The 24,932-nt window shown below is 65.8% G+C and carries 29 protein-coding genes and 1 riboswitch; of the genes, 18 read left to right on the forward strand and 11 right to left on the reverse strand.

The window, feature by feature from the left end:
• Positions 1–30 precede the first annotated feature (30 nt).
• Genes JN531_RS08730 through JN531_RS08745 form a run of 4 tightly spaced genes read left to right on the forward strand, consistent with a single transcriptional unit; the run spans position 31 to position 2,256 of the window.
• Positions 31–456 (forward strand): rhodanese-like domain-containing protein, encoded by a 426-nt coding sequence (locus JN531_RS08730; RefSeq protein ID WP_228348483.1) that lies wholly within the window; start codon positions 31–33, stop codon positions 454–456.
• A gap of 9 nt (positions 457–465) precedes the next feature.
• Entirely contained in the window at positions 466–726 is a 261-nt protein-coding gene (gene grxC / locus JN531_RS08735; protein ID WP_228348484.1) for a glutaredoxin 3, read from the forward strand.
• A gap of 1 nt (position 727) precedes the next feature.
• Positions 728–1,243 carry a protein-export chaperone SecB gene (gene secB, locus JN531_RS08740; protein WP_228348485.1) on the forward strand — a complete coding sequence of 172 codons (516 nt, stop codon included), beginning with the start codon at positions 728–730 and terminating at the stop codon, positions 1,241–1,243.
• Entirely contained in the window at positions 1,243–2,256 is a 1,014-nt protein-coding gene (locus JN531_RS08745) for an NAD(P)H-dependent glycerol-3-phosphate dehydrogenase (protein WP_228348486.1), read from the forward strand. The genes secB and JN531_RS08745 overlap by 1 nt, the downstream gene beginning before the upstream one ends.
• A gap of 16 nt (positions 2,257–2,272) precedes the next feature.
• Here JN531_RS08745 and JN531_RS08750 read toward each other — a convergent pair whose 3' ends face one another.
• Together JN531_RS08750 and JN531_RS08755 are read right to left on the reverse strand one after the other, a co-directional pair.
• Positions 2,273–2,737, reverse strand: a complete 465-nt coding sequence (locus tag JN531_RS08750; RefSeq protein WP_228349982.1) for a tRNA (cytidine(34)-2'-O)-methyltransferase — start codon at positions 2,735–2,737, stop codon at positions 2,273–2,275.
• A complete protein-coding gene (locus JN531_RS08755; protein WP_228348487.1) occupies positions 2,737–3,045 on the reverse strand; it encodes a putative signal transducing protein in 309 nt (102 codons plus the stop codon). Before JN531_RS08755 ends, JN531_RS08750 begins: the two co-directional genes overlap by 1 nt.
• 62 nt (positions 3,046–3,107) lie before the next feature.
• Between JN531_RS08755 and JN531_RS08760 the strand changes: the two genes are divergently transcribed.
• Positions 3,108–3,395: a hypothetical protein gene (locus JN531_RS08760; RefSeq protein ID WP_228348488.1), complete on the forward strand. Its 288-nt coding sequence runs from the start codon at positions 3,108–3,110 to the stop codon at positions 3,393–3,395.
• 11 nt (positions 3,396–3,406) lie between these two features.
• Here JN531_RS08760 and JN531_RS08765 read toward each other — a convergent pair whose 3' ends face one another.
• The gene (locus JN531_RS08765) at positions 3,407–6,196 is read right to left on the reverse strand and encodes a M16 family metallopeptidase (protein WP_228348489.1); all 2,790 of its coding nucleotides are present in this window, start codon (positions 6,194–6,196) and stop codon (positions 3,407–3,409) included.
• Here JN531_RS08765 and ampD point away from each other — a divergent pair.
• Genes ampD through JN531_RS08780 form a run of 3 tightly spaced genes read left to right on the forward strand, consistent with a single transcriptional unit; the run spans position 6,195 to position 8,493 of the window.
• Positions 6,195–6,812, forward strand: coding sequence for a 1,6-anhydro-N-acetylmuramyl-L-alanine amidase AmpD (gene ampD, locus JN531_RS08770; RefSeq protein ID WP_228348490.1), 618 nt, complete (start codon positions 6,195–6,197; stop codon positions 6,810–6,812). The genes JN531_RS08765 and ampD overlap by 2 nt on opposite strands.
• On the forward strand, positions 6,809–7,678 hold the full coding sequence (ampE, locus tag JN531_RS08775; RefSeq protein WP_228348491.1) for a regulatory signaling modulator protein AmpE: 870 nt from the start codon (positions 6,809–6,811) through the stop codon (positions 7,676–7,678). The genes ampD and ampE overlap by 4 nt, the downstream gene beginning before the upstream one ends.
• The gene (locus JN531_RS08780) at positions 7,675–8,493 is read left to right on the forward strand and encodes a helical backbone metal receptor (RefSeq protein WP_228348492.1); all 819 of its coding nucleotides are present in this window, start codon (positions 7,675–7,677) and stop codon (positions 8,491–8,493) included. Before ampE ends, JN531_RS08780 begins: the two co-directional genes overlap by 4 nt.
• Here JN531_RS08780 and JN531_RS08785 read toward each other — a convergent pair.
• Positions 8,485–9,039 carry a cob(I)yrinic acid a,c-diamide adenosyltransferase gene (locus tag JN531_RS08785; protein WP_228348493.1) on the reverse strand — a complete coding sequence of 185 codons (555 nt, stop codon included), beginning with the start codon at positions 9,037–9,039 and terminating at the stop codon, positions 8,485–8,487. The two genes, JN531_RS08780 and JN531_RS08785, sit on opposite strands and share 9 nt — an antisense overlap.
• A gap of 49 nt (positions 9,040–9,088) precedes the next feature.
• Entirely contained in the window at positions 9,089–10,903 is a 1,815-nt protein-coding gene (locus JN531_RS08790; RefSeq protein ID WP_228348494.1) for a TonB-dependent receptor domain-containing protein, read from the reverse strand.
• A gap of 60 nt (positions 10,904–10,963) precedes the next feature.
• A riboswitch (cobalamin riboswitch) is annotated at positions 10,964–11,157 on the reverse strand.
• Positions 11,158–11,237: 80 nt separating this feature from the next.
• Between JN531_RS08790 and JN531_RS08795 the strand changes: the two genes are divergently transcribed.
• Positions 11,238–12,017 (forward strand): inositol monophosphatase family protein, encoded by a 780-nt coding sequence (locus tag JN531_RS08795; protein ID WP_228348495.1) that lies wholly within the window; start codon positions 11,238–11,240, stop codon positions 12,015–12,017.
• An 11-nt stretch (positions 12,018–12,028) separates the two neighbouring features.
• Here the strand turns inward: JN531_RS08795 and JN531_RS08800 are convergent, their stop codons facing one another.
• Entirely contained in the window at positions 12,029–12,712 is a 684-nt protein-coding gene (locus JN531_RS08800; protein WP_228348496.1) for a histidinol-phosphatase, read from the reverse strand.
• 70 nt (positions 12,713–12,782) lie between these two features.
• Here JN531_RS08800 and JN531_RS08805 point away from each other — a divergent pair, with 70 nt between their 5' ends.
• Together JN531_RS08805 and JN531_RS08810 are read left to right on the forward strand one after the other, a co-directional pair.
• Positions 12,783–13,280 carry an RNA pyrophosphohydrolase gene (locus JN531_RS08805; protein WP_228348497.1) on the forward strand — a complete coding sequence of 166 codons (498 nt, stop codon included), beginning with the start codon at positions 12,783–12,785 and terminating at the stop codon, positions 13,278–13,280.
• Positions 13,270–13,848 (forward strand): DUF2799 domain-containing protein, encoded by a 579-nt coding sequence (locus JN531_RS08810; RefSeq protein WP_228348498.1) that lies wholly within the window; start codon positions 13,270–13,272, stop codon positions 13,846–13,848. Before JN531_RS08805 ends, JN531_RS08810 begins: the two co-directional genes overlap by 11 nt.
• 10 nt (positions 13,849–13,858) lie before the next feature.
• Here the strand turns inward: JN531_RS08810 and JN531_RS08815 are convergent, their stop codons facing one another.
• Positions 13,859–15,007: an acyl-CoA desaturase gene (locus JN531_RS08815; RefSeq protein ID WP_228348499.1), complete on the reverse strand. Its 1,149-nt coding sequence runs from the start codon at positions 15,005–15,007 to the stop codon at positions 13,859–13,861.
• Positions 15,008–15,044: 37 nt separating this feature from the next.
• The gene (locus JN531_RS08820; RefSeq protein ID WP_228348500.1) at positions 15,045–15,947 is read right to left on the reverse strand and encodes a TIGR04283 family arsenosugar biosynthesis glycosyltransferase; all 903 of its coding nucleotides are present in this window, start codon (positions 15,945–15,947) and stop codon (positions 15,045–15,047) included.
• Positions 15,948–16,105: 158 nt separating this feature from the next.
• Between JN531_RS08820 and JN531_RS08825 the strand changes: the two genes are divergently transcribed.
• Both JN531_RS08825 and JN531_RS08830 read left to right on the forward strand, forming a co-directional pair.
• Positions 16,106–17,566 carry a RimK family ATP-grasp domain-containing protein gene (locus tag JN531_RS08825; protein ID WP_228348501.1) on the forward strand — a complete coding sequence of 487 codons (1,461 nt, stop codon included), beginning with the start codon at positions 16,106–16,108 and terminating at the stop codon, positions 17,564–17,566.
• The gene (locus JN531_RS08830; protein WP_228348502.1) at positions 17,563–18,009 is read left to right on the forward strand and encodes a GNAT family N-acetyltransferase; all 447 of its coding nucleotides are present in this window, start codon (positions 17,563–17,565) and stop codon (positions 18,007–18,009) included. The genes JN531_RS08825 and JN531_RS08830 overlap by 4 nt, the downstream gene beginning before the upstream one ends.
• Before the next feature lie 27 nt (positions 18,010–18,036).
• On the opposite strand, the gene JN531_RS08835 is transcribed toward JN531_RS08830, so the two are convergent.
• Entirely contained in the window at positions 18,037–19,311 is a 1,275-nt protein-coding gene (locus tag JN531_RS08835; protein WP_228348503.1) for a DEAD/DEAH box helicase, read from the reverse strand.
• A 254-nt stretch (positions 19,312–19,565) separates the two neighbouring features.
• On the opposite strand from JN531_RS08835, the gene trxA reads away from it, so the two are divergent.
• Both trxA and rho read left to right on the forward strand, forming a co-directional pair.
• Positions 19,566–19,901 carry a thioredoxin TrxA gene (gene trxA / locus JN531_RS08840; RefSeq protein ID WP_228348504.1) on the forward strand — a complete coding sequence of 112 codons (336 nt, stop codon included), beginning with the start codon at positions 19,566–19,568 and terminating at the stop codon, positions 19,899–19,901.
• Between the two features lie 216 nt (positions 19,902–20,117).
• The gene (rho, locus tag JN531_RS08845; protein WP_239795364.1) at positions 20,118–21,353 is read left to right on the forward strand and encodes a transcription termination factor Rho; all 1,236 of its coding nucleotides are present in this window, start codon (positions 20,118–20,120) and stop codon (positions 21,351–21,353) included.
• 52 nt (positions 21,354–21,405) lie between these two features.
• On the opposite strand, the gene JN531_RS08850 is transcribed toward rho, so the two are convergent.
• Positions 21,406–22,122: a dienelactone hydrolase family protein gene (locus JN531_RS08850; RefSeq protein ID WP_228348505.1), complete on the reverse strand. Its 717-nt coding sequence runs from the start codon at positions 22,120–22,122 to the stop codon at positions 21,406–21,408.
• Positions 22,123–22,242: 120 nt separating this feature from the next.
• Here JN531_RS08850 and JN531_RS08855 point away from each other — a divergent pair, with 120 nt between their 5' ends.
• Genes JN531_RS08855 through mtnC form a run of 3 tightly spaced genes read left to right on the forward strand, consistent with a single transcriptional unit; the run spans position 22,243 to position 24,108 of the window.
• The gene (locus JN531_RS08855) at positions 22,243–22,869 is read left to right on the forward strand and encodes a methylthioribulose 1-phosphate dehydratase (protein ID WP_228348506.1); all 627 of its coding nucleotides are present in this window, start codon (positions 22,243–22,245) and stop codon (positions 22,867–22,869) included.
• Positions 22,866–23,420: a 1,2-dihydroxy-3-keto-5-methylthiopentene dioxygenase gene (locus tag JN531_RS08860; RefSeq protein ID WP_228348507.1), complete on the forward strand. Its 555-nt coding sequence runs from the start codon at positions 22,866–22,868 to the stop codon at positions 23,418–23,420. The genes JN531_RS08855 and JN531_RS08860 overlap by 4 nt, the downstream gene beginning before the upstream one ends.
• A 10-nt stretch (positions 23,421–23,430) precedes the next feature.
• The gene (gene mtnC, locus JN531_RS08865) at positions 23,431–24,108 is read left to right on the forward strand and encodes an acireductone synthase (RefSeq protein WP_228348508.1); all 678 of its coding nucleotides are present in this window, start codon (positions 23,431–23,433) and stop codon (positions 24,106–24,108) included.
• Between the two features lie 19 nt (positions 24,109–24,127).
• On the opposite strand, the gene cysQ is transcribed toward mtnC, so the two are convergent.
• The gene (cysQ, locus tag JN531_RS08870; RefSeq protein ID WP_228348509.1) at positions 24,128–24,931 is read right to left on the reverse strand and encodes a 3'(2'),5'-bisphosphate nucleotidase CysQ; all 804 of its coding nucleotides are present in this window, start codon (positions 24,929–24,931) and stop codon (positions 24,128–24,130) included.
• Between the last annotated feature and the right edge of the window lies 1 nt (position 24,932).

Below are 24,932 nucleotides of genomic sequence, written 5' to 3' on the forward strand. Positions count from 1 at the left end.
GCCGAGTCCGCTCACTTTCCGCGTCCCCGTATGGATCAAATGCTCAGCTTTGCCGGCAACCACCCGTTGCTGTTCGTCGCCCTGGCCGTGGTCATCCTGCTGCTGGTGGCCAACGAGGTCCATGGCAATCTCACCGGGGGCAAGCGATTGAGTGCGTCGGAGGCTGTGCGCATGATCAATGACCGCGACCCGCTGGTGCTCGACGTTCGCCCACCAGCGGACTTCAAACGAGGCCACTTGCTGAACGCCCAGAGCGTGCCGTTGACCAAGCTCGACAGCGAACTGGGGCGTCTTGGCAAGAATCCTGCACGGCCCGTGATTGTCTACTGCGCGTTGGGGGGCAGCAGCCTCACGGCGGCGCAGAAACTGAAGCAGGCCGGCCTGCAGGAAGTCTACCCGCTGCGCGGCGGTATCAACGGCTGGCTGAGTGCCAACCTGCCGGTCACTGCACGTTAGAGAATCGCCATGCCAACCGTTCTGATGTACACCACCCGTGTCTGTCCTTTCTGTCAGATGGCCAAGCGTCTGCTGGCAAGCAAGGGCGTGACCCCCGAGGAAGTGCGGATCGACGAAGACGCGGCGCGGCGGGATGAGATGTTGACCCGCACGGGTCGCCGCACGGTGCCGCAGATTTTTGTCGGCGACACCCATGTCGGCGGCTTCGACGACCTCGCCGCGCTTGAACGCGCCGGCGGCCTCGACCCCCTTTTGCAAACCTCGCCCTGACATGTCCGACCATCCCACTCAGCCAACCGTACCGCCCATCGATCCCGCCAGCGCGGCAGGGCGGCAGGTGCTGTTGCAGAAGATTTACGTCAAGGATGCCTCCATCGAGGTGCCTCAGGCGCCGACCATCTTCACCCGCGCCTGGCGGCCGGAAGTCGATGTTCAGGTCAACACCAAGGTCGACGACTTGCCAGAAGACGCCTTCCAGGTGACGGTGATCCTGACCGTGACCGCGAAACTGGGTGAGGACGTTGCATTCCTCGTCGAAGCGCATCAGGCCGGTGTGTTTTCCGTGAAGGGCTTTGAAAAGCCGGCTGAGCGCGCGGCCATCCTCGGCGGTTATTGTCCGGGGCTGATCTTTCCGTTTGCGCGCGAGACCATTGCCGATCTGGTTCAGCGCGCCGGTTTCCCGCAGTTGTTGCTGCAGCCGATCAACTTCGAAGCCCTGTTCCTTGAGCATCAGCGCAAGCGCCAGGCCGGGTCCGCAGCGGCCGAGACGCCTGCCACCACCCACTGATGGCGAACACCCCTACGCACGCGGTAGCGGTGCTCGGTGCCGGGTCCTTCGGCACCGCGCTCGCGATCCATCTGGCACGTCGGGGCAGCGACACCTTGTTGTGGGGTCGTGATGCGGCCGCCATGGTTGCCATGCAGGCCGCCCGCGAGAATCCCGCCTACCTGCCCGGCTGTGATTTTCCCCTGCGGTTGACCGCCGTTGAAGGGTTGGATGTCGCGTTGGCCGGCGCGGCCGATATTCTCATCGCCACCCCCAGCCACGCGCTTCGGGCGATGCTCGAAGCGGTCAAGCCGATGCTGCGCCCGGAGCAGGGTGTGGCCTGCGCCTGCAAGGGGCTGGAACCCGGCAGCGGTCGGCTGGTGCATCAGGTGATCGAGGACGTGTTGGGCCCCGCGGTCTCGCTGGCGGTCATTTCCGGGCCGACATTTGCCAAGGAGCTGGGGTTGGGACTGCCCACCGCAGTGACGGTGGCCTCGGCGCATGCTGCATTTGCCGACAAGATTGCCCAGGAGCTGCACGGTGACGGGTTCCGCGCCTATACCGCGGATGACCTGCCGGGCGTTGAGATCGGCGGGGCCGCCAAGAACGTCATGGCGATTGCCGTTGGAATTGCTGACGGCTTGCGTCTTGGCGCCAATACCCGCGCTGCCCTGATCACCCGCGGGCTGGCGGAAATCATGCGCCTCGGCGAAGCGCTCGGTGCCCGGCCGGAGACGCTGATGGGGTTGTCGGGGATGGGCGATCTGGTGCTGACCTGCACCGACGACCAGTCGCGCAATCGGCGCATGGGCTTGCTGTTGGCGAAAGGACTTGGCGTCGACGCTGCCATCGCCGAAATACGGCAGGTGGTCGAGGGCATCAAGGCGGCGCCGGAAGTGCTGCGACTGGCCCAGCGACATGGCGTCGAGATGCCGATCACCGAAACCGTCTGCGCCATCCTTGGTGGTGAGATCACACCGGTAGAAGGCGTACGCCGACTGGCGACGCGCCCGGCTCGCGCCGAGCAAGAGTAGCGGCAGCGAACCCCCTTCAGCGGGCGGCGCCGGCAAAATCCTGTTGTGCCCAGGCGGTGAACACGGCCACCGCGACGGCGTTCGACAGATTCAGGCTGCGGTTGTCGGGCCGCATCGGCAAATACAGGCGCTGGGCGGACGGCAGCGGGTCGAGCAGGGCGTCCGGCAGCCCACGCGTCTCCGGCCCGAACAGCAGCAGGTCATCGTGCTGATAGCGCACCCGGTCATGACGGGTCTGGCCGCGGGTACTGAAGGCCAGTAGCCTGCCGGGGCAGGCCGACCGAAACGCCGACCAGTCAGCGTGCTCGCGGATCATCGCGCGCTCGTGGTAGTCGAGTCCGGCACGGGCCAGCGCGCGATCGTCGGTGCGAAAGCCCAGGGGGTGCACCAGATGCAGGGTGGCCCCGGTGTTGGCGCAGAGACGGATGATATTGCCGGTGTTGGGCGGGATTTCCGGTTGGTACAGCACCACGGCGGGCATCATGGCGATGGCCGCTCGTTGCCACAGGCCCAGCAGCGTTCGAATGTCGTTGGGCTGGTTTCACCGCAGGCACAGCGCCAGTCGTCACGATCGTGCACTGGCCGTTCCCATTCCGCGAGCGCGGCCAGCGCTGCCGGCCGTTGCGACTCGTCGCGCAGCAGCAGGCGCGGGTACAGGTTCACCGGCAGGTCGCCGCGCCCCCCCCAGGCATGAAGATCGGGCAGCGCGACCTCGATCCCGCGGGCCGCCAGGTAGTCCCGCAGCAGATGCGCCTCGACCGGATCCGCTGCCAGATACAGCGTATTCATGCGGCTGTGCAATTGTTGGCCATGGCGACTATGCTGCGGGCCACGCTTTCTGGAGACCGAACATGCGCCTGATGACTGCCCTCGTGGGCTTTGGATTGATGCTGTCGGCCCATGCCGCCACAGCCCAGGGCAGCGGTGCCCTCGACGACAGCCCCTCGGCAGCCGCGATGGTGGCCGACCTGGTGGTGGTCCGGCCGCTCAGCCTGGTGGCGACCGTGCTGGGGACCGGCTTCTTCGTCGTGCAGTTGCCGTTGGCGGCGATCCAGCTCGATGTCGAAACGCCGGCGCGCAAGCTGGTACTGGAGCCCGCCCGCTACACGTTCGTGCGCGAGCTGGGCCGCATCGACTGAGGCGACAGCAGTCACGGCGCCGCCGTCGTCGCCGGACCGACCCGCACCGGACCCAGGCCCAGGGCAGCGGCAGCGTCGCGGACGCCACCTTCGATACGGTCAAGATCACCGACGATCACGTAAATCGCCTGCCGCGGTGACCCCAGCGCCGCATAGGCCGCGTTGGCTTGCGCCGTCGTTACCGCCTGAATCGCCGGTACGTAGCGGTTCCAGTAGTCCTCCGCCACCTCGTAGGCCAACGGAAAGATCAGCGACTGGGCAATTTCGCCCGTGGTCTCGTTGTCGCCCGGCAGTCCCAGCGTCAGGCTCTTGCGGGCGAAGGCCACCTCGTCATCGGTCAGCGGGCGCGTTTCGAGCGGTGCTGACAGCACCGACACCATGTCGCGCAGGGCGTCGGCGGTCTTGTCGGATTGCACCGGCGCTGTCGCGACCCAGGCGCGTTGACCGGCACTGGTGCGGGTTCCCGAGTAAGCGCCATAGCTCCAGTTGCGCTCGACCCGCAGGCGGGTGTTGAGACGGGCCGAGAACGAGCCGCCCACCGCATGGTTGGCCACCTCCAGCGCCAGCGATTGCGGGCTGCTGAGCGCGGGGGCCAAGGTCGCCACCAGCAGGTACGACTGCTCGGCGTCCGGCCGATCGAGCAACAGCACCTGCGGCGCCGGCGCCGCGACTGCTGGCACCTCCAAGGGCGGCCGGGGGGCGGCCGGCGGCATCCAGTCGCCGAGATGCGCGTTCAGCAGTGGCTCGAGCGCCGCCCGGGTGGTGTCGCCCACCACCACCAGCTGTGCGTTGTCGGGGCGCAGCCAGTGCTGACGGTAGCCTTGCAGCTGGTCCAGCGTCATCGCGTTGACCGAGGTCTCGGTCCCGCGGCCACGGCCGGCCATGGCGTAGGGATGGTCATCGCCGAACAACAGTGCGGCGTAGTGACGACTGGCCAGGCTGGCGGGGTCACTGCGCTCCTGGGCAATGGCCGCCAGCGTGCGGGCACGCAGACGCTCGAAGTCGTCGGCCGCCATCCGCGGACGCCGCAGCACATCGGCGTAGAGCGCCAGGCTCGGGTCCAGCCGCGAGCTCAGTGCGTTGAGCGTCACATAGGACAGGTCAAGACTGTTGCCGCCGCCGATCTCCGCACCCAGGCGCGAGGTCTCGGCGGCGAAGGCGAGAGCGTCACGATCCCCGGCGCCCTCGTTCAGCAGCTGCAAGGTGAGTGCTGCGGTGCCTGGCAATTGTTGCTGGTCCGCCGCTGTGCCGCCGCGAAACAGCAGACTGAACTGCACCACCGGCGCCGTATCGCGCCGCGCGAATGCCACCTCGAGCCCGTTGGCAAGCGTGAAATGCTCGAGCGGCGGCAGTTTGAGTGGATCGGCGGGCTGCACCGCCGGTGGCTGGCTGCGGTCGGCGCCTTCGGTTGCGATCTCGCCTTCGTTGAACGGGGTCACGGTGAGTACGAAGCGACCGTCATCGAGCCAGCGGGCGGCGGCATCACGCACCGACGCCGGGGTGGCATTGCGGACGCGATCAAGCCAGATATCCAGGTGCGCCGGGCTGTCGCAGTAGACCTCGGCCTGCGCCAGCATGGCGGCCTTGCCGCGATAGCCGTCGATGCGCTCAAGGCCGCGCACGGCACCGGCGAACACCTCGGTGCGGGCGCGTTCAAGTTCCTCTGCCGTCGGGCCCTCGGCAATAAACCGCTGCAGTTCCTCGCGGACACTCGTTTCGACAGCGTCAACATCGCTGCCCGGACGCACCATCACATCGATGATGAACTGGCCCGCGATTTCGGTGGGCATGACATAAGCGCTGGCGCGCGTGGCGCTCTGGTCGGCATGCAGCAACCGGTCATAGAGACGGGTGTTCTTGCCGCCGCCGATCAGGGTGCTGGCCAACTGCAGCAGGGTGTTGTCTGCTTCGCAGTCACCGGGCACGTTCCAGACGCTGAGCTGCCGGGTCTGCGGCACCCGGTCCTGCATCTGATGGCGGCTCTCGCCCTGGCGCCGTGCGACCCAGGCCTCCGGACGCTGTCGTGGCGGCCCTGCCGGGATGTCACCGAAGTAGTGTTTGACCTTGGCCACCACCGCATCGGTGTCGACATCTCCCGCAATTACCAGGGTGGCATTGGCGGCGCCGTAGTGCTGTTCGAACCACTCGCGGACGTCGTCGAGCGTGGCGGCGTTGAGGTCCTCGCGCGAGCCGATGGTGGTCCAGGAGTAGGGGTGCCCGGCGGGCCAGGTCTTGGCAGCGATGACCTCCCAGATACCCCCATAGGGCCGGTTCTCGCCCTGACGTTTCTCGTTGAGAACCACCCCGCGTTCTTCATCGAGCTTGGCCTGGGTCAGCGCTGGCAGCAGGTGACCCATACGCTCAGATTCCAGCCACAGGGCGAGGTCCAGCGCGCCGGTGGGCACGTTCTGGAAATAGTTGGTGCGGTCGTACCAGGTGGTGCCATTCATCTTGGTGGCGCCGGCCGGCTCCAGCAGCTTGAACGGATCGCCGTCGTAGTGCGCGGTGCCCTTGTACATCAGGTGCTCGAACAAGTGGGCGAAACCGGTGCGGCCCGGCCGCTCGTCCTTGCTGCCGACGTGGTACCAGACGTTGACCGCCACCAGCGGCGCCTTGTGATCCTCATGCACGATCAGCGTCAGCCCGTTGGGGAGGCTATGCTTGCTGAACGGGATGGAGAGCTCGGGGAGCGCAGGTAGCGCCTCCGCCGCAGGCGTCGATCGCGATGTCGGGGTGGCACAGGCCGCGAGACAGAAGGTCACCGACAGTGACGCCGCGAGGGCACGAAGTGGAACCAGCATGGGCAATGAACTCAGACAAACCGGAGGCCCGAGTGTAGCGGCCGGTGGCGCCCGCCGCCGCCGTCCATCGTTGGTGGTCGACGCGGACGGCCTGCGGTTGCAGGGTGCACGCTGGTGTCCGTCGCCCAACGCCGATGCGCGTCCCGATGCGTCCGACATCACGCTATTGGTGATTCATGCCATTTCGCTGCCGCCCGAGTACTTTCGTGGTGACGCTGTGGAGGCATTGTTCACCAATCGGCTGGACCCGCAGTCACATCCGGCCTTCTGCGACCTGCAGGGCCTCCGGGTCTCGGCCCATCTGTTTTTGCGGCGGGCCGGCGCGCTGATCCAATTCGTTCCCTTCACTGCGCGTGCCTGGCACGCCGGCGTGTCGCGTTTCGACGGGCGCGAACGCTGCAACGATTTTTCCATCGGCATCGAGCTCGAGGGGTCTGACCATCGTCCGTTCACGGCGACCCAGTACCGTCGTCTGGCGGCGGTGACCCGTGCATTGCAACGGTCGTTTCCGGGCATTACCCCTGACCGTATCGTCGGCCACTCGGATATCGCCCCCGGCCGCAAGACCGACCCCGGCCCCTATTTCGACTGGGACCACTACCGGAGCCTGCTATGACCCTGATCGGCGTCCTCGCCGCCATCCTGTTCGAGCGCGTGCTGGGCCAGTTGCCGGGCTGGGGCGATGCCCGTGTCCTGCCCTGGGCGATGCGCAATGCGGCGCGCTGGTTGCCGTGGCCGAAGCTGTGGAGTCATCCGCTGGTATTGCTGCTGTGGGGGCTATTGCCGGTCTGGGCGGTGTGGGAACTGCTGGAAGGGATTCCCCATCCCCTGTTGCAAGTGTTGCTGTCGGCGGGCGTGCTGCTGCTGTGCCTGGGGCCGCGTGATCTGGCGGAGGATATCCACCGCCTGCAGGCGGCCCATGAGGCCGGAGACAGTGCCACCGCTCACCGCCTGACCCAACAGCTGCGATTGGGCGCGCCGCAGCCGGACCCGTCGCACCGGTCACTGCTGGGCTCACTGTTCATCCAGTCGCACGAGCGCCTGTTCGGTGTCCTGCTGGCGTTCCTCGCCTTCGGTGCCGCCGGTGCGCTGGCCTACCGTCTGGCCAGCCGTCTGCCGATGCACCTGCTTGAACATCAGGGGGAGAGCCCTGCGCAGCGGTGGGCCGACCGGATCCACCAGGTGTTTGCCTACCTGCCGGCGCGACTGACCGCCCTGTTGTTTGGCCTGGCCGGCAGCCTCGACGACGCCCTGTCGGCCTGGCGTCGACTGGGCGATGAGCAGCGCAGCTGGGACCAGCGCACCTGGATCGTGCTGTCGGAGGTTGCGGCGGCGTCGGTGATGCGGGAAGAGGCTGACGGTGCGCCGGCCGTCCCCGGCAAGCTGGACGACTGTCTCGACGAGGTCCTGCGGATGCAGTGGCGTGCGCTGCTGATTCTGCTGGCCGTCTTCGCCGTGGGGACCACCGGGTCATTGCTGTGAAGCGATGCTGGCTTTTGCCGCTGCTGGGCCTCTGGTCCGGTGCGCTGGCGGCCACCGAGGCGACATCCCCCAGGGTGGTGACCCTGGCCCCGCATCTGGCGGAACTGATCTGTGCGGCCGGGGCCTGTGAACGGTTGGTTGCCGTGGCCGACTACACCGACACCCCGGCCGAGGTGTTGGACCTGCCGCGGATTGGCGACGCCTTCCGGGTGTCGTTGGAGACCCTGGTGGCACTACGCCCAACCCATGTCATCACCTGGGACGGGGGGACCCCGCCGGAGCTGGTGGCACGCTTGCGCGGGCTCGGCTTCACCGTCATTCCGGTCCGGGTAGAGCGGCTTGAGGATATCGCCCGTGCCCTGCGACAGCTGGGCGCGCAGATGGGGACCGAAACGACGGCCGATACAGAAGCCGCCCGGTTTCTCGATCAACTGGAGATCCTGCGGGCGCGGTATCAGGCACGGAAACCGGTCCGGGTGTTCTATCAGGTGGATGTGATGCCCGCCTTCACCGTCAATGGCGACAGCCCGATCAGCGAGGCGATCGCGCTCTGCGGCGGGATCAACGTCTTTGCCGGGTTGCCGCGTCTGGCCATGGCGGTGAACCGGGAACAATTGGTGGTGACCGCGATCGATGTGATCGTTCACGCCGAGCGCGATGCTGATGCCGTACAGGCGTTCTGGTCGAATCTGCCGCTGCCCGCCAGCCGCAGGCCGGCGTTCATTGCCGTCGACGCAGCGCGGATCGCCCGCGCCAGTCCCGCCATGCTGGACGCGCTGGTGCCGCTGTGCGAAGCCCTGGACGCGCTACGTTGACCGCGGCGTACGGCGCCACTCGACTTCTTCGCCGTGCTCCTGCCGGGCAAGCGCACGCGCGCAGACAAACAGGTAGTCCGACAAGCGGTTGAGATAGCGCATCGGGTTGGGCGCCAGCGGTTCGGCGGCATGCAGGTCCCACAGCGCACGCTCGGCCCGCCGCGCCACGGCGCGTCCGAGGTGGGCGTGGGCACAGGCCGGTGTGCCACCGGGCATGATGAATTCCTTGAGCGGCGGCAGCGCCTCGTTGAGTGCCTGCAGCGACGCCTCCAGCATCGCCACCTGTTCGTCGGTCACCAGGGTATGGCCCGGCATCGCCAACTCGCCGCCCAGGCTGAACAACTCCTGCTGGGTGCGTTGCAGCTGCTCGCGCATGGGCGTCGGTAGCGGATGGATCAGCACCAGACCGATCACGCAGTTCAGCTCGTCCACATCGCCCATCGCGTGCACCCGCAGATGCGCTTTCGACAGGCGGTCGCCAGTGGCGAGTCCGGTGGTACCGGTGTCGCCGGTACGGGTAACGATTTTGGAAAGGCGATGACCCATGAGTGTTCTCGTCGAGAGCGGGGCGGCGTTCCGGCCGCCCCGCCCGGGATTACGGCTGCCAGTCGTACCGCAGTGTCACATATCCGCTGGCGGCGGCGGTGCGGTAGTCGTCGATCAGCTCATAGCGCCTGTCCAGCAGGTTCTCGCCGCGAACGGCCAGCCGAAGACTTGGCGAAAGCTGCCAGGTGACGTCCGCATTGAGCAGTCCGTAGCCCCCCAGGATGGCCTGGTTGCTGTCCTCGCGGCGTCCCTGCGCAAACACGTCCAGGCCGACGGCAACGGTGTTGAAGCGACGCTGGGCTGACGCACTGAGCGACTTGTGCGATCGGCGCACCAGCTTGCCGCCGGTTACCTCATTCTGTGGGTCTTGCAGGGATCCCGACAGGTCGAATCGCCAACGGGCATCGTCATACTGCCAGCGGATCTCCGTGCCATGGATGCGTGCGGTCGCGTTGTACGGGTTGAAGCTGACCGGGTCGAACAGGATGAAATCGCGGATTCGCAGATCGAACAGCGCGACCGTGACCGCCTGGTGGTCACCGATCTGCTGGCGCAGATTCAGCTCTGCGCTCTTCGATTGCTCGGGCTGCAGGTCAGGGTTGCCGAAGCTGCCGAACAAGTCCGTAAGGTCCGGTTCCTTGAAGCCAGTGCCATACAAAGCTGCGATGCGGGTCGACGGGGTGAGGTGATAGCCGAGTTCGAGGCTGCCGGTGGTGACATCGCCGAATTGCTGGTGATCGGTATAGCGTGCCGACACCAGCGCATCGACCGCGCCCCAGCGATCGCTCGCCTGGAGGAATCCCGCCTTCCGACGGGTCTTCTCCTGCGTCAGACTGTCGCCGAAAGCGGAGTAGCTGATCGAATCGATTGCCGACAGATTGCTGAGAAAGCCGAGCCGGAGGTCGACACCCGCCAGCGCGCCCCACGCCTCCGCTTCGACCCCATGGCGCTCGATTTCCGAGCGGCTCAGAAGGTTCGGGCGGGCGGCGTCATCCGGCTGCAACTGGTCGAGGGTGTCGCGTGAGAACTGCCCGCTGACCTGCAGGTTCCAGTCGCCCGGTAGTGGCGTGATCCACCGCAGCTGCCCGATCCGGGCATCGAAATCCTGGCTGCGGTCGGCGCCGAACTGCAGGAACTCGGTGGTCCCAGTGGCCCACTGGTGCTGGAACTCGAACCGCTGGCCGGCGATGTCGGTTCCGCCGTTGAGGACCAGGGTGGTGTTTTCATGACCGGCATCACGTCCGCCGCTTCGCAGCGGTGGATAGCCGTCGATGTTCTGGACTTGAACATTGGCGTTGAAGTGGTGCGCACCACGACGGATTCCGCCACGGACGCTGGTGTCGCGGGTACCGTAGCTGCCGCCCTTGAGCGACAGGCCTCCGCTGAGGCCCTCCGGTGCCTGGCGCGTGATGATATTGACCACACCGCCGATGGCGTCAGAGCCCCAGGCGGCGGATCGCGAACCCTTCAGAACCTCGATGCGCTCGATGGATTCCGGCGTCAGGTGCTGGACCAGCGCATTGAGGAAGGTCTCGGTGGTGTAGCGCACGCCGTCCACCATGAACAGCGTGTGATCGGAATTGCCGCCGCGGATGAACACCGACACGGTCTGGCCAGGGCCGCCGTTGCGTGCAACATCGACGCCGGGAATGAACCGCAGGAGGTCGGCGATATCGTTCGGCTGCAGTCGCTCGATATCGGCCCGGCTGATGACGGTGATGGAGGGCAGTACCCCCGACAACGACTGCTCGGATCGGGTCGCGGTGACCGTTACCGGATCGAGTTCGGATGGCGTGTCCGCAGAGGCGGGAAATGACAACAGGAATGGCGCCGTAATGGCGCCCAGAAACAACAGGGTTTTCATGATTGAGCTCCTGGCGCGCTGCATCCCCGCAGCGGCCCAACGCAAGTGATCACGTCCGTAGACGTGGGCCTGACGCAGGTCGGTCTCCGGGCTTGCGAGCAATTCCTCGACGCCCTTCCCGGCATTCGCCAGTGGGTTCAATGGGTCGATTCTTCTCGCTTACCGTTGCGGGGGCAGCGCTGGCCTTTCACCAGCTTCCCGTTTCAGCCGAAGGGCGATGAAGCCCCTCGGACACCTGCGACGGCGGGAGTATACGTCAGCGGATTGGCCGAGCCGCGTCACCCGGATGGACGGGACATGGGAAAATGGCAACCCTTCTGCCGTTGAGTCGACCATGTACGCTGACCATCTCGCCACTGCCCGCGCTGCCGCCGAGGCCGCCGCCGACCTCATCCGCAAGGCCTATCGGGGGAATTTCAAGGTGGAGACCAAGGCCGATGCCACGCCGGTGACCGAGGTCGACATCGCGGCCGAGCGGGTCATCCGCGAGGTGATCGGCCAGCGCTTTCCCGGGCACGCGTTCTTTGGCGAGGAACTGGGGCGAGGCGACACCGATGCCGAGTTCCTGTGGTTGATTGACCCGATCGACGGCACCAAGGCTTTTGTTCGCGGCTATCCGATGTTCTCGGTACAGATCGCGCTGATGCATCGGGGCGTGCTGGTGCTCGGCGTGTCCTGTGCGCCCTGCTGGAATGGGGGTGCCGGCGAGACCGCCTGGGCGGTGAAGGGCGAGGGCGCCTGGCTCGATGACCACCCGATTCGGGTCAGCGATGTCGATGCGCTGCCACAGGCGACCCTGTCTCTCGGCAATCTGGCACGGCTGGCGGCGGCTCCAGGCTGGGCGCGCCTCGGCGGCCTCATCCCGCAGCTGCATCGCATTCGCGGGTACGCAGATTTTCTGCACTACCACCTGTTGGCGGCCGGCCGTATCGATGCGGTGGTCGAGACCAACGTCAACATTCTCGACATTGCGGCACTGACGGTGATCGTGCGTGAGGCGGGTGGCCGGTTCACCACCCTCGACGGCGGCGAGATCGGCCTCGATACCACCACCGTGCTGGCCTCCAACGGCCGGCTTCACCCCGCATTCGGAAGTCTCGCCGACGGACTCTGATCCGCGCGCCCCTAGGGGGTGTCGGTCGCTTTCAGCGGGGCGCTGCGCAGCGAGATGATCGGCCAGCCTCGGCCTTCCGCCTCGGCCCGTAGCACCTCGTCCGGATCGACCGCGACCGCCTGGTCGGCGACTTCCAGCAGCGGCAGGTCATTCCGCGAGTCACTGTAGAAGGTGACGTGGTCGGCGGCTTCAGCCTGGGTCTGTCGCCACGCCGCCAGCCGGGTGACTTTGCCGTGCTGGAAATTGGGCGTTCCCGCAATGCGGCCGGTGAAGCGGCCATCAATCTCTTCGGGATCGGTGGCAATCAGGTGATCAACCCCCAGCCGCGCTGCGATCGGCTCAGTGATGAAGCGGTTGGTGGCGGTCATGATCAGGGTGACGGCGCCTTCGGCCCGATGTCGGGCGATCAGCGGGTCGGCGCCCGGGCAGATGATCGGCTCGACCACCGTCTGCATGAAATCGGCTCGCCAGGCTTCGAGCTGCGCGCGCGGATGTTCCGTCAACGGCTTCAGGCTGAAGGCGGCGAATGCGTGAATGTCGAGGGTGCCTGCCTGATAGGCCTGATAAAAGCGGAGGTTTTCGGCAGCGTAGTAGGCCGGGTCGACCACCCCGAGCCGACACAGGTACTGGCCCCAGAGCAGGTCGGAATCGCCGGCCAGCAGGGTGTGGTCAAGATCGAAGATGGCAAGTCGCATTGGAAGTTCCGGTAGCCGCAACGGCGGCGCTGTGAAAGAATCAAGGTGAATTTTGACGGATTTGTGGCCCGTGATTGACCGTGATGGCTTCAGACCGAATGTCGGCATCATCCTCACGGATGCGGTCGGTGACGTGCTGTGGGCCAAGCGGATCGGTCAGGATGCCTGGCAATTCCCACAGGGGGGCATTGACGGCGGAGAGTCCCCCGAACAGGCGATGTACCGCGAACTGCACGAGGAACTGGGCCTGTTGCCGGATCACGTCCGTATTATCGGCTGTACCCGTGAGTGGCTGCGCTACCGCTTGCCGAAGCGGTTCATCCGACGTCGCCGCGGACGTACCTGCATTGGTCAGAAACAGCGCTGGTTCGCGCTGCAGCTGCTGGCCGACGATGCCGCAATCCATTTCGATGCCGCCGGCCACCCCGAGTTTGATGGCTGGCGTTGGGTGAACTACTGGCAGCCGTTGGAGGAGGTGGTGGCCTTCAAGCGCGATGTCTACCGCCAGGCACTGCATGAACTGGCGCCGCTGATCCTGCAGCCGGAGAAGTTCTCGAATGCGGCGTAGTCTGGTGGCACTGGTCGCCACGACCAGTCTGCTGTCGGCCTGTGCCTCGTTGTCCGAGGCGGAATGCCATACGGTGGACTGGCACGCACGCGGCCTGCGTGATGGACACGATGGGGTCCCATTGACCCGGGTGTATGACTACCGACAGGATTGCAACGAACACGGTATCCGGACCGATGAAACCGCGTGGCGGGCCGGGCACCAGATCGGCTTGCTGAGTTATTGCACGGCCGAGCGTGGCTATACCGAGGGTCTTGCCGGGCGGCGCTACCACAAGGTTTGCCCGCTGGACCGCGAGGCGGCATTTCTGCCGGCCTTTGAACTGGGCGCTGCGCGGTATTCGGTCGACAGCGAAATGGCGTCTGTTACCCGCAATCAGGCGCAGCTGGAAGCGACGCTGCTGGATCGCGAGACGCCGGATGACGAGCGACGCGAACTGCGCCGCCGTCTTCGCGAGCAGGACCGCTATCTAATTGCGCTGCGCCGCTACCGGGACCAGCTACTGCTGCTGGGCCCGGGTGATCCGCTGCCGCTGCGGCCGCGCGCTTACGACGTCTGGTCGGACTGAGACGCCTGCTTCAGGCCGCCTGCAGATGCAGCAGGCGGACCCGCTGGTATTGCTCCTTGAGTGCCGATTCGAGTCGCTGAAGCCGCTTGCGGACCTCACTGCTTTCCCACTGGTCCGCCAGCTGCTGCTTGGCGGCGTCGAATTTTTCACCTTGCAGCTGGGTCCACTCCGCCAGGGTCTGGGAGTAGTGCTGCCACTCGTGCTCCAGCAGCAGCTGCAGATTGGCCAAGCGGACCTTGTCGGGGCCTTCGTCCATCTTCGCCAAGCGCTCACGAGCCGCTTCGAATTGGCGCGCCAGCATCGCGCGGCGAATCACGAATTCCGGCACGCGCTTGAGGTTGCGGGCAAGGCCCAGGCGGCTACAGGCGGCGATCAGCCACTTGGTGGGGTCGTACTGCCACCAGCGGATGCCGTTGCGGTAGTCCCACTGAAACAAGTGGTGGTAGTTGTGGTAACCCTCGCCATACGTCACCAACGCCAACAGATCATTGTCGCGCGCCGAGTTGGCGACGGTGTACGGTCGGCGCCCCCAGTAATGCGCCAGCGAGTTGATGAAGAAGGTGACGTGGTGGCTGATCACCAGTCGCAGCAGGCCGGCCATCAGCAGGCTGCCCCAGACATCACCGTGCCACAGCCCCAGCAGCAGTGGCAGGCCGATGTTCATCGCCAGCGCCAGCGCCAGATAGTGGCGGTGCTGGAACATCACGATGGGGTCGGCCTTGAGATCGCGGGCGTTGCTGTAGTCGATGTCGCTGCTGGGGTAGTTCTTCAGCATCCAGCCCATGTGCGAGAACCACAGGCCGCGGCGCGCCGAGTAGGGATCATGATCTTCGTCATCGACGTGGCGGTGGTGCACGCGGTGCATCGAGGCCCAGATGAGGATGCTGTTCTGCAGGCTCATGGCGCCAAACAGCATGTAGAACACCTTCAAGACCGGGTGCGCCTCATAGGCGCGGTGTGCCCACAGCCGGTGATAGCCCCCGGTGATCGACAGGCCAGTGGCGAACAGCAGCACCACGCACCAGATCACCTCATAGGCGTCAAAGCCGAACGTGACGGCATACCACGGGAAGACCGTCAAAACCGGCACCGTGGTGATCAGGAACATGAAGACCGCGGGCCAGTTCCAGGGCGCTCGGTCGAAATCGGCAGTGGACATTTCAGTGTACGAGTGTTGACAAATCCATCGAAGTTTATCAGGCCGATGATGTCGGTGGGTGGCGGCAGGATGACAGTGCGATTTTGGCGATCAGCGGCAATTGCCACTGATTCTCCAGCATGAACCGGACCACCTGCGGCCAGCGGTCAGGATTGCGCGCCAGACGGCCGGCAGCCGCCGTAACCAGCGACAGCGCCGGCAACGGCGCGGTATCCGCTTGTGCGCGGTACAGGCCCGGCATTTCGCGCAGGAAATCGGTATCACCGGCTGCATCCATCAGCATCATCAGCCCCATGGCCGCATAGCGGCTGTAGACCCCTTCGCTGTGGAAGCGTCGGGCCGACGTGCGCAGCGTATCGGGCAGGGTGACCCAGCTGCCACTGCGGAATATGGCGGTCGACAGGCGGACATCCTCGAAAAACGGCAGTCCCTCGTCAAAGCCGCCGATACGGTCCAGGAAGTCGCGGTGGATCAACAGCCCCTGGTCACCGTGGATGGTGCCGGGGCGGCCGCTGTGCGATTTGGCCTCGAGAAAGCGGAACAGCCGACAATATCCGGCGGGCACGTCGTCGAAGTGCAGCGGCCAGTGACCCGCACGCTGGCGGGGGTCGTGCTGGCACATGAGATCGATGGCTCGGTGCAACTGGTCCGGACGGCTCAGGCGGCTGTCGGCGTGCAGGAACAGTCGCCAGGGGGCCCGTGCATGGGCATGCCCCAGGTTCATCTGGCGCCCCCGCCCCGGTGGAACGCAGTGGTGCACGGTCGCACCGCCAGCCGAGGCCCGCGCAACGGTCTCGTCACGCGATCCGCCGTCGACGACGCGGATTTCCAGCTGCACGCCGGTTTGGCTGCGGAGCTCGGCGAGCAGCCGGGGCAGCGTCTCGGCTTCGTCGAGGGTGGGGATGATCACCGCCAGGGCGGGCTGTGACAGGGTTGCCATACCGCATCATTCCCCGCCGCAGGGGTTGCCGCAAGCCGGAGGCGGCTGAGGTGACAAACGGCCACAGGCTGCCTAGCATCCGCGCCATCTCGCCACCGTTCCGGAGTGACTGTCCCCATGCCTGACGACCTGTCGTCCGCCCCCCAACGGGAACGGCCATGAATGGCTTGGTGGTGGTGGACCAGCGTGGGGACTGGCCGGTGCAGACGCCGGGAATACAGGTGGCGACGGCGTGGGAATACCTTACGGACGAGGCGTTCACCCGTGCCCGGCGCACCCGCGTCTACAACCTGTGCCGGTCATTTTCGTACCAGAGCACCGGCTACTACGTGTCGTTGCTGGCCGGCGCTCGCGGCCATACCGCGCTGCCCGAGGTCACCACCATCCAGGACCTCAAGCTGGCCGACGGCCCGCGAATCATCAACGACGAAGTCGACGAACTGATCGAGCGGTCGCTGGCGCCGCTGGGCTCCGAGCGCTACACGCTTTATGTCTATTTCAGTCGCAGCATGGCGAAGCGCCATGAACGGTTGGCGCGGGCCTTGTTCAATCTGTTTCCGGCGCCGCTGCTGCAAGTGAGCTTTGTTTACCGCGGCGAGAGTTGGCGGGTCGAGGGGATTGACGCGATCCCCCTGGGCGAGGTGCCTGAAACCCATCACGAGTTTCTGTTTGAAGCTGCGCACGACTACTTTCAGCGCAAGCGGCCGCATCGGCCAAAGCGGGAGTCGGCCCGCTATGACCTCGCGATTCTGGTCAATGACGACGAGCAGGAGCCGCCGTCGAACGCGCGCGCGCTCAAGCTGTTCGAGCGGGCGGCGGAGGATCTCGGTTTTGAAGTCGAGTTCCTCGACAAGGGGGACTACGGCCACGTCGCCGAGTTCGATGCCCTATTCATCCGCGAAACCACCGCCGTCAATCACCACACCTACCGGTTTTCGCGCCGTGCGGCGCGCGAAGGTTTGGTGGTGGTGGACGATCCGGTTTCCATTCTGCGTGCTGCCAACAAGGTGTTTCTGGCCCAGCTGATGACCCGGCATCGCATCCCGCAGCCGGGGACGATGGTGATCCATCGGGGCAATGTCAGCCATGTCGCCCGAGAACTGGGGTTCCCCTGCGTGCTCAAGCAGCCGGACTCGCAGTTCTCCCGCGGGGTGATCAAGGTCGAGACCGAGGCCGAGCTGAAGCGCCAGACCCGTGAACTGCTGGAACGCTCCGACCTCATCATCGCCCAGCGGTTCGAGCCCACCGAGTATGACTGGCGGGTCGGCGTGCTCAACGGCGAGCCCCTCTACGCCTGTCGCTACTACATGGCGAAGGACCACTGGCAGGTGGTGCGGCGGGATGCCAAAGGCACCAAGCACGAGGGCATCCACGAAACCGTCGACATCGCTGACGCCCCGCCGCTGGTGGTGTCGATTGCGGTACAGGCGGCGAGAGCGGTCGGCACCGGGCTCTACGGGGTCGACCTCAAGCAGTTCGGCAAGGTGGTCAAGGTCATCGAGGTCAATGACAACCCCAATATCGACTTCGGGGTTGAGGACCTGGTCCTGCGGGACAGCCTCTATCGCAAGGTGATGGAATATTTCATTTCCCGGCTCGAAGCCCGCACCCGGTCATGAATGTCCATCTGCGGCCGGGTCGGCTCGAGGATGCTCCGGCAATGCTCAAGCTCGAAGCGCTGTTTCCCAGTGATCGCATGCCCTTGCGTAGTGTCCGCCGCTTCCTGCGCACCCCCAACGCACGGGTCTGGATCGCCGAGCGTGAGGGGCGCTGTCTGGGCAACCTGATTCTGCTGCTGCGACGGGGTGGCCGCAGCGCCCGGATCTATTCGCTGGTGGTGGCCCCCGCCGCGCGGGGTCAGGGGTTGGCCCGGCGACTGGTGCAGGCGGCCGAGACCAGTGCCGCCAGCGCCGGCCGCGACAGCATTTTCCTTGAGGTTCGGAGTGACAACCCGGCTGCGCGTCACCTCTATGCGTCCATGGGATACCACGAATCCCGCAGACTGCCGGCCTTCTATGACGACGGCGCGGACGGACTGCGCCTGGAAAAAGTCTTGTCGTAATGCCGGGCCCGCGACCTCCGGGGCTTGCTAGCGCCGGCGACCACCTCCGCCACCACCGCGGCGCGGGCCGCTGCTGCTGCCGGGGCGGCGGGGCGGCCGCGGTGGCCGCGGCGGGCGAATGAAGTCAGCCGGCAGCCAGGCTTCGTCGAGCGCCTGTACCGGTAGCCGGCTGCCGATGTAGGCCTCAATGGCGGGCAGGCCGTAGACCCAGGTCTCGCAGCACAGTGAAACGGCATCGCCCGCCTCACCGGCCCGCGCGGTGCGACCGATGCGGTGCACATAGTCGGCTGCATCCTGCGGCAGGTCATAGTTGATGACGTGCGAGACCGACGGGATGTGCAGGCCGCGGGCGGCAACATCGGTGGCCACCAGAATCGGCAGCTCCCCTTGTTTGAAGTTCTCCAGCAGGGTCATACGGCGGGTCTGGGCCACGTCACCGGACAGCACGGCAGACTGCAGCCCATTGGCATTGAGGCCGCGTTCCACTTCTTCGGCCACCCGTTTGGTGTTGACGAACACGATGGTGCGGAAGGGCTCGTGCTGGCGCAGCCAGCCCACCAGCAGCGGCAGCTTTTCGTCGTTGGCGACATGGATCAGGGTCTGACGGACCCGGTCGGCCGTGACCTGCTCCGGCTCGATCTCGATCTTCTGCGGGCTGTTCATGTGCTCGTAAGCCAGTTCCAGCACGCGATGCGACAGGGTGGCCGAGAACAGATAGTTGCGGCGTAGCCCGGCTTTCGGCATGCGCCGCAACAGATAGCGGATGTCGTCGATAAAGCCGAGGTCGAACATGCGGTCGGCCTCGTCAAGTACCAGCACCTCGATGTCCTTGAGGTGATAGGTGCCCTGTTTGAGGAAATCGATGAGCCGCCCGGGGGTGCCGATCAGGATGTCGACACCCGCTTCCAGCTGTTCGCGCTGGGTTTCGTAACCGGCGCCGCCGTAACAGACCGCCAGCCGCAGGCCGCTGTCCGCGCCAATGCCTTCGGCATCCTTGAGGATCTGGATCGCCAGTTCGCGCGTGGGGGCCAGCATGATTGCGCGCGGGCTGCCGCTGTCGGCGCCTTCCTTGCGCGGTGTCTGCAGCAGGTGGTTCATCGTCGCCAGCAGGAAGGCGGCCGATTTCCCCGTGCCGGTCTGGGCCTGGCCGGCGAGGTCCTCACCGCGCAGCGCGCGCGGCAGGCAGGCGGCCTGAATCGGCGTGCAGTGGGTGAATCCGAGGCGGTCGAGGCCTGTTTGCAGGGTGGGGTGAAGGGAGAGCTGGTCGAAGCGCAGCTCGGACAGATGGTCGGGTTGGGTCATGGATGCCTGCGGTTATCTTTCGGGGCCGGCTTGCATCCGGCGGGGACTTCGGCTCAAATAGCGGGAACGCCCATGCGTCCGCGCGGTTTTCTGCGCCTTCCGTCGCACCGCGGCAATCCGGCGTTGCTTTCGTCTTAGAACAAGCAATCCTAACGTTTTCAGGTTTTGGTTTGCACGCTTGTGCGCGTGCGGACCGCCCCCATCCTCCCATTCCTGCGCGAATCCCCGCGCGATTTCCGAACGAGGGCTATCCCATGAGCGAGCACATCTCCGCAGTGACCGACGCCACCTTTGAACAAGAGGTGCTGCAGGCCTCCACACCGGTTCTGGTGGACTTCTGGGCCGAATGGTGCGGCCCCTGCCGCATGGTGGCCCCCATTCTTGAGCAGGTGGCCGGGGAGCAGGTCGGCAAGCTCAAGGTGGTCAAGCTCAATGTCGACGAGAACCCGGAAACCCCGGCCAAGTTCGGCATTCGCGGGATCCCCACCTTGTTGATGTTCAAGGGTGGCGAAGTCGCCGCCACGCAGGTGGGCGCGGTCGCCAAGGCCCAGCTCACCGCTTTCGTCAATCCACATCTCAGTGTTGCCTAACGCATGAAACAACGTCGCCGTCATTCGCGAGGCCGCAAGGGCCCGAACAACAACAATCAGGGCCCCGGTGCCGATCTCGACCTCAGCGGCCTCCCGGAGGACATCGACGAGGAAGAGGAAACCGAGGCGCCGGCCGTCGACGAGAACGGTAATCCGATCCCGGCGGGCGCGCCTCGGCCGCCCCCCGAGATCATCAAGGTGGTCGACCTCAAGCGGATGACCGCCGCGGAGCTGCTGGCCCGTGCCGAAGCCCAAGGGCTGGAAAACATCGCCCGGGTCAAGAAGCAGGACCTGCTCGTGCAGATTCTGCGGGCGGCCGCGAAGAAGGGCGCCCACATCTTCATCGAGGGCGTGCTGGAGATCATGTCGGATGGCTACGGCTTTCTCCGCGGACCTGACAGCTCTTACCTGGCCGGCCCGGATGACGTCTACCTGTCGCCTTCGCAGATTCGTCGTTTCAGCCTGCGCACCGGTGACACCATCAGTGGCCGCGTGCGTTCGCCGAAGGACAACGAGCGCTACTTCGCGCTGCTCAAGGTCGACACCATCAACTTCGAGGCGCCCGAGGTATCACGCCGCAAGGTCAGCTTCGAGAATCTGACACCGCTGTTTGCCAATGAGCAGTTCAAGCTGGAGCGCGGTACGGGGTCGTCGGAGGACATCACCGCCCGCATCGTCGACCTGGTGGCGCCCATCGGCAAGGGCCAGCGTGGCCTGATCGTCAGCCCGCCCAAGGCCGGCAAGACCATGTTGATGCAGAACGTGGCGCAGTCGATCGCGACCAACTACCCGGATGTCTATCTCATCATCCTGCTGGTCGACGAACGGCCGGAAGAAGTGACCGACATGCAGCGCACCGTGCGTGCGGAGGTGATTTCGTCGACCTTCGACGAGCCTGCCACCCGCCATGTCCAGGTCGCCGAAATGGTCATCGAGAAGGCCAAGCGGCTGGTTGAGCACAAGCGCGACGTGGTGATTCTGCTGGACTCCATCACCCGTCTGGCACGCGCCTACAACACGGTGCAGCCCAGCTCCGGCAAGGTGCTCACCGGTGGCGTCGACGCCAACGCGCTGCAGAAGCCCAAGCGCTTCTTCGGCGCCGCGCGCAATGTCGAGGAAGGTGGCAGCCTCACCATCGTCGCCACCGCGCTGGTCGAGACCGGCTCGAAGATGGACGAGGTGATCTACGAAGAATTCAAGGGCACCGGCAACATGGAGCTCCACCTGGAGCGCCGGATCGCCGAGAAGCGGGTGTTCCCGGCCATCAACATCAACCGCTCCGGTACCCGCCGCGAAGAGTTGATGATGGACCCGCAGGATCTCAACAAGATGTGGATCCTGCGCAAGGTGGTCCACGAAATGGACGAGATCGGTGCGATGGAAATGCTCATCGACCGTATCAAGGGTACCAAGAGCAACGCCGCCTTCTTCGACGCGATGAAGCGCAACTGATGACCGCCGCCCCCTGCCGGCGGTCACCGCCGGCAGGGGGCCTGAGGCAGGCTTAGCCGAGCACCTCCGCGAGGAAGGCGTCACAGGTCGCGATCGACCGTCGTTCGGCGTCCGTGTGGTGCTTGGCACCGATATCGGGGACATTGGTTCCCGGCACCGCGAAGGCGTGCTTGGCGCCCCCATAGAGGTGCAGCTGCCAGTCACAGCCGGCGGCATCCAGTTCCGCCCGCAGCGCCACCACGTCTTCCATCGGTGCCAGTGGATCGTCGGCGCCGTGCAGCACCAGAACCTTGGCGCCGATCGGGTGGGCGGCCAGTCCGGAGGGCTTGAGCAGCCCGTGGAAGCTCACCACACCGCGCACGTCGGCGCCGCTGCGGGCCAGGTCGAGTGCGCACAGGCCGCCGAAGCAGAAGCCTATGGCCGCCACCCGCGTGGCATCGGCCTGCGGCAGCCCGCAGGCGGTGTTCAGGGCCGCCAGCATGCGGCTACGAACCCGCTTGCGATCCTCCATGAAGGGGCCCATCAGGGCGCTGTTTTCCTCGATACTGTTGCCGCGGACGCCCTTGCCGTACATGTCGAGTGCAAAGCCGAGATAGCCCGCCGCCGCCAGGCGCCGGGCATGGTCTTCGACGAAACCGTCACGACCGCCCCATTGGTGGCCGATGAGCACCACCGGGCGGGGGCCTGCGGTTTGGTCATTGAAGGCGACGAAGGCCTCCAGGGCGACGTCGCCGTCGCGATAGTCGAGGGTTTGCGTCTGGATGCTCATGCGAATCTCCTGTGCAAGGTGGGAGCGTGTGCGAACGCGCAGGATAGGCGTATCGACCGTGTCTCTGCAGTTGAACACGTCATTGAAGCGCCACATGGGGTGACGTAGAGTGCCAGCCCGATGAAACACGACCCTGCAACAGCCGCTGCCATGGCCACTGGCATTCGGGCCATGATCGAGGCCGGCCGCCTGTTCCATCAGCGAGGCTGGGTGCCGGCCACCGGCGGCAACTTTTCCCAGCGGCTGGATGACCAGCACATGGTGATCACGGCGTCCGGCGGCCACAAGGGCGAGCTGACCGAAGACCAGTTTCTGGTCGCCGACCTTGAGGGGCGGCCCCTGGAACCCGGGCGCCGGACTTCCTACGAGACCGGCCTGCACCTGCAGTTGTATCGCAGCGGCTTGCCGGGCATCGGGGCTGTACTGCACACCCATTCCATCGCCAACACGGTGCTGTCGCGCCGGTTCGATCGCATCACCCTGCAGGGCTATGAGCTGCAGAAGGTGTTGCCGGGGCGCCCCGACCCCTCGCAGACGGTCCACCTGCCGGTGTTCGAGAACGACCAGGACATCGCGCGGCTGGCGGCACGGGTGGATAGGGCACTCAAGGCCACGCCGGAAACGCCGGCCTATCTCATTGCCGGCCATGGGCTCTACGCCTGGGGGGAATCGGTGGCCGCCGCACGCCACGCCGTCGAGGCCCTCGAATTCATGCTTGCCTGTCATCTGGAGGAACAGACACGATGACCCAGCTCACCATCACCCCCGACCATGCCCCCGACCAGGTGCTGCTGCAGACCGGGGATTTCGACATCATCCAGCGCGAGCTGGCCGCCATCGGCGTGCCGCTGGCGCGCTGGCGCGCGGACGCCAAGCTGGCAGCGGATGCCGCGCCGGAGATCGTCCTCGAGGCGTATGCGGACTCGGTTGCTGCGCTCAATGCCCGCTATGGGTTTCAGTCGGTGGATGTCGTGGCGATGTATCCGGACCATCCCGACGTGGCCACGGCACGGCAGAAATTTCTGGCCGAACACACCCACGACGATTTCGAGATCCGCTTCTTCGTCGACGGTGCGGGCGTGTTCTACATCCGCAAGGCCGGCAAGGTCTACACGACGTTGTGCACGGCGGGCGATCTGATCGAACTGCCCGCCAACACCACCCATTGGTTTGACATGGGTCCGAAGCCGCTGTTCAAGGCCATCCGTTTCTTCACCCAGCCCGACGGCTGGGTGGGTCATTTCACCGGCGACCCCATCGCCAGCCGCTTTCCCGCCTATGCAGGGGCAGCGGCGTGAGGGCACAACGATGATCCGGGTCGTCTTGGTCGATATAGAAGGCACCACGTCTTCAATCAACTTCGTCCACCAAACCCTGTTTCCCTATGCCCGCCAGCATCTGCGGGCGTTCCTGCGCGCCCATGCCGACGAAGCCGAGGTCCACCGCCAGCTGGATGAAGTCGAACGGCTCGAGAATCGCGAGCTGTCGCTACAGGATGCCGCCGACGTCCTGGAACGCTGGATTGACGAAGATCGCAAGGTGACGCCGCTGAAGGCCCTGCAGGGCATGATCTGGGCCGAGGGCTACCGCCAGGGCGAGCTGCAGGGGCATGTCTACGACGACACCCCGGAAGCCCTGCGTGCCTGGAAGGCCAGCGGCCGCGCGCTCTACGTGTACTCGTCGGGCTCGGTGGAGGCGCAGAAGCTGATCTTCGGGCACACCGCGGTGGGCGACCTCACGCCGCTGTTCTCGGGCTACTTCGATACCCGGGTCGGCGGCAAGCGCGAGGCGGAGAGTTATCGGCAGATCCTCAAGACCCTGCAGTGCCCGCCGGCAGCGGTATTGTTTCTCTCCGATGTTGGCGAAGAACTCGATGCGGCACGTGCGGCCGGGCTGAAGACTTGCCAGGTGATCCGCGACGACAGCACCGTGCCGACGGCGGATCACCCGCAGGTCCCCGACCTGCTGGCGGTCAGGCTCGACTGAAGGCGGGCGAGCGCGCGCCTCAGGCGTCGCGGAACAGCGGCGCCCAGTCGTGGCTGGGGTCACCAACCACCACGAACTCGGGGTTGAGCAGGCTGTCTTTGCCGTTGTAGGGCAGGGGGGCCAGATCCGGGAGCCGCAGCACGCGGCCGCCGGCCTGCTCCACCACGCACTGTGCGGCACCGGTGTCCCATTCCGAGGTGAGCCCCAGGCGCGGATAGCAGTCCGCTTCGCCGGTCGCCACCAGGCAGAATTTCAACGAGCTGCCGGTGGAGGTCAGATCGTGATCGGGGAAACGCGCCAGCACGGCGTCGGTGCGGCCGTCCCGATGCGAACGGCTGGCGAGAATCGCGGGCCGTTGCGGGAAGGGGCGGGTGTGGATCGGGCTGCGCTGGCCCTCGCGCAGGCGGAAGGCACCGACACCCTCGGCCGCGACGTAGGTGTCGTCCAGTGCCGGCGCATGGACCACGCCCAGCACCGGGCGGCCGTGGTCAATCAGCGCGATGTTGACGGTGAACTCACCATTGCGCTTGATGAACTCCTTGGTGCCGTCGAGCGGGTCGACCAGCCAGTAGCGGCTCCACTGTCGACGCGTCTCCCACGGCGTGGCGGCCCCCTCCTCCGACAGCAGGGGGATGTCCGGCGTCAGCTGCTGCAAGCCTGTCGCGATATGGCGGTGGGCGGCGAGATCGGCCTCGGTCAACGGCGATTTGTCATCTTTGTGCGACACTTCGATTTCGCGGCGGTACACCGTCATGATGCGGTCGCCAGCCTCCACGGCCAGGCGCTCGATTGCAGGTAACCACTGGGCAAGTTCGGATGTCACG

The organism is Flagellatimonas centrodinii (genome assembly GCF_016918765.2).
GTDB lineage: Bacteria > Pseudomonadota > Gammaproteobacteria > Nevskiales > Nevskiaceae > Polycyclovorans > Polycyclovorans centrodinii.